We start from the raw sequence: 2607 nt of genomic DNA, 5'->3' as shown, positions 1-2607 counted from the left end.
CCGCCGACACACCCGGCCCACCCGGCCCCGCCGGGCCCCCCGCCGGGGGGAAGGGGGGGGGGGGGTGGGGCCCCGGCGGGCGATATTCGGGGGGGCGGGGGCGGGCGGGGGCGGGGGCCTGGCGGCGGCGGGCGACGGCGTGAGCACGCCCACGGCCGCCGCGAGCCCCACCCGGCCGCTGCCGACCGACCTGCCGCAGCCGGGCAGCGGCGGGTGGCCGAGCACAGGAGGCGAGCAGCGCGCGGCCCTCAGCGCCGCGCAGCCGCGCACCACCGACGCCAAGCTCCCGATGGCGGGCCACCGCACGAACCCGTCCACCCCCGCCAGGCACCACGATTGCGCCGAGCAGCCCACGGCCGAGAGCTGCGGCCCGGCCGGTACTGCCCCTGCCGAAGGCACCCCCGCTCCGCGCCGCAGCGTGCTCCGCCTCACCGACGTCGCCGACCTCCGCCGCCACGACGCCGCATCCGCCGTCGATCTCGACCGCGTCCTGCGTGACGGCCTGCAGCACCTCGTCCTCACCGCCACGCCCGGCCGGCGGGACCGGTTGTGGCCCGTCGTGGCGGCCGGGGAGCGGACGGATCCGTGCAATGTGCAGCACGGGGCCGCCGGGGTGCTCGCCGTTCTCGCCCGGGCGGCGCTCGTGGGCGGGCTTCCCGAAGACGACGAAATGCTCCGGGTGGCGGCCGACTGGATCGAGCGTCGCTGTGCCGCCGAGCCGGTCGTCCTGCCCGGGCTGCACTTCGGACGGTCGGGCACGGCGTGGGCGCTCCTCGACGCCGCGCGAGCGCTCGACGATCGTGAACTCGCCGAGCGCGCCGCGGCGATGGCGCTGCGGGTCGACGTCGAGTGGCCGAACCCGGACGTCTGCCACGGCGCCGCGGGGGCGGGCTTCGCCCAACTGCGGTTCGCCGCCGACGCGTCCGGCACCGCGGCGTCCGCCTTCCTCGCCCGTGCCGCCCGCGGTGGCCGTGCTCTCCTCGCGGCCGCCCGGCGTGAGCCGTTCGGGCTGGTCTGGCCGGTGCCGAAGGACTTCGACTCGGCGCTCGCCGGGATCTCGCACCTCGGGTTCGCGCACGGTGTCGCCGGTGTCGGCGCCTTCCTCCTCGCCGCCGCGGAGGCGACCGGCGATCCCGCGCTCCTGGCCGGGGCCGTCGAGGCGGGCCGCACACTCGCCGCCACCGCCCGCCGGGACGCCGACAGCGGGGCCGACGGGTCTGGCGCAGGGGCCGGCGCACGGACGACCGGCGCCGCCTGGTGGCCGCAGAGCGCGGACGACGCGCCGCACGTCAGGCTCGCGCACTGGTGCAGCGGCTCGTCCGGCGCCGGCACGTTCCTCCTCCGCCTCTGGCAGGTCACCGGGGACGCCACCGCCCGCGAGCTGGCGCTCGCCGCAGGGCGGGCCGTGCGGGCCGGCCGCTGGCACAGCGGGGTGAGCGCGTGCCACGGCCTGGCCGGCAACGGCGAGTACCTGCTGGACCTCGCCGCGACCACCGGCGAGCCCGAATTCCGTACGAGCGCCGAGGAGTTGGCGCACATCATCGCCGCCCGATCCGCCCTCCGGGACGGTCTCCTCGTGCTCCCGGACGAGACCGGCACCGGTTGCGCGCCCGGTTACGGCACCGGCACGGCCGGCGTGCTCGCCTTCCTGCTGCGCCTGCGGCACGGCGGCCCCCGCCTCTGGGTGGACCCGGTACCGCCCGCCACGCGCCAACTCACCTCCCCCACAAGCGAGGTGAGCCGAGCGTGAACGTCGCCACCCCGACCCGGACCAACGCGCTGCGCCGCCTGAGCTTCACCTTCGCGCCGGACGGCAGCCACGCCGCGTGCCTCGCCTCCGCCGCCGACGGCGGTTGGTACGCCGAGAGTTGGCGCCTCCCGGCGGACGGCGGACCGGCCGCTCCGGCCGCGCTGCCCCTGTCCGGCAACCGCTCGGAGAGCCTGCGCTCGCAGCTGGTCTCGCTGCCGGACGGGTCCGTCCTGATCTGCCGGCACGACGGCGAGCGGCACGACCTCGTCCACCTGTCGTCCCGCGAAGGCGCTTGCACGGAACAGCAGTTGGCGACACTCAAGATGCCCGGCCTGCGCCTCCTGCCGCTGCCGTCCGGCTCGGCGTCCCCCTCCATCCCGGTGGCGCTCGCGCTCGGCACCGACACCCGCCCGGTGACCACCGTCTGGCTGATCCGGACGGACGGCCGCGATCCCCAACTTGTCGCCGAGGTACCGGGGTTGCACGGCGGCGGGGTCTGGCTGGACCACACCGGGGCGCTGCTCGCACTGGACCGCGTGAGCGCGGGGATCGTCCGCACCGTCGTGCTGGACGTGCGCACCGGCGTGGTCACCTCGCTGCTGGAGATCGGCGAGCGGAGCAACGACCGGCTGGTGCTGTTCGACCCCGACAGCCGCTTCGCGATGGTGCGCAGCGACGCGCCGGGCACCGACCGGCTGGGCTGGGGCGTGCTGGGCGGCGGCGAGCCGCTGCGGTTCCCGGAGTGTCTGCACGTCACGGGGATGTTCCTGCGGCCGGTGGCGCTGCGGCAGGCGGCGGACGGGCCGCGGGTGGCGGTGCAGATCGACCACGGGGCGGGGTCGGCACTGGCGCTGTGG

Annotated in this window: 2 protein-coding genes; both read left to right on the top strand. The window is 77.4% G+C overall.

Translation table 11 applies throughout. The features are described 5' to 3' along the window. Positions 1-139: 139 nt before the first annotated feature. A complete protein-coding gene (locus AB0O00_RS35185; RefSeq protein WP_363658776.1) occupies positions 140-1750 on the top strand; it encodes a lanthionine synthetase LanC family protein in 1611 nt (536 codons plus the stop codon). Then, positions 1747-2607: hypothetical protein (locus tag AB0O00_RS35180; protein WP_363658775.1), on the top strand; the 861-nt coding region annotated here is incomplete at its 3' end. The genes AB0O00_RS35185 and AB0O00_RS35180, both read left to right, overlap by 4 nt.

Source organism: Kitasatospora sp. NPDC093558, from assembly GCF_040683475.1.
In the GTDB taxonomy this organism is placed as follows: Bacteria; Actinomycetota; Actinomycetes; order Streptomycetales; family Streptomycetaceae; genus Kitasatospora.
The sequence above is the reverse complement of the archived record's forward strand: the minus strand, read 5'-3'. Positions and strand labels throughout refer to the sequence as shown.